Source organism: Flavobacterium sp. GQ95, from assembly GCF_059758655.1.
The window spans coordinates 1-430 of sequence record NZ_JCAXEB010000070.1 but is presented as its reverse complement, the minus strand read 5'-3'; the positions used below and the strand labels follow the sequence as shown (position 1 = coordinate 430).

1 pseudogene is annotated in these 430 nt (G+C 43.0%); it reads left to right on the top strand.

What is annotated here, in order from left to right:
• Positions 1-97: 97 nt before the first annotated feature.
• Positions 98-430: pseudogene (locus AC6CH4_RS25970) on the top strand (hypothetical protein); the annotation flags it as partial.

The following is a 430-nucleotide window of genomic DNA, read 5'->3' as shown; positions in this document are numbered from 1 at the left end:
CTACAGCAGCCGAAAAGCAATAACGGCACAAACATCCACTGGCCATGCCGCGTCTGTCCTGGGACTCAATATTACCTACAATGCTTTTAAGAGTCCGGTGACCATTCAGGAGAAAGGAAACGATGATAATTATATAGATAAAATAAGTTTTACCTACAATGAAGACAATTACCGTAGTGCCATGTTTTATGGCGGGACACAGAGCGAAAAAGAAAAGCGCCCTTTGCAAAAATTCTATTCTGGTGATGGCACCATGGAGATTAAGCAAAACATTGAAACAGGAAAAACAGAATTCCTGACCTACATAGGCGGTGACGGGTACTCGGCGCCACTAGTATTAAAAAGTGATGGTACATCTCAAAATTATTTATATTTACACCGGGATTACCAGGGTTCGATCCTGGCTGTTACCGATGAGAAGGGAGCCGTC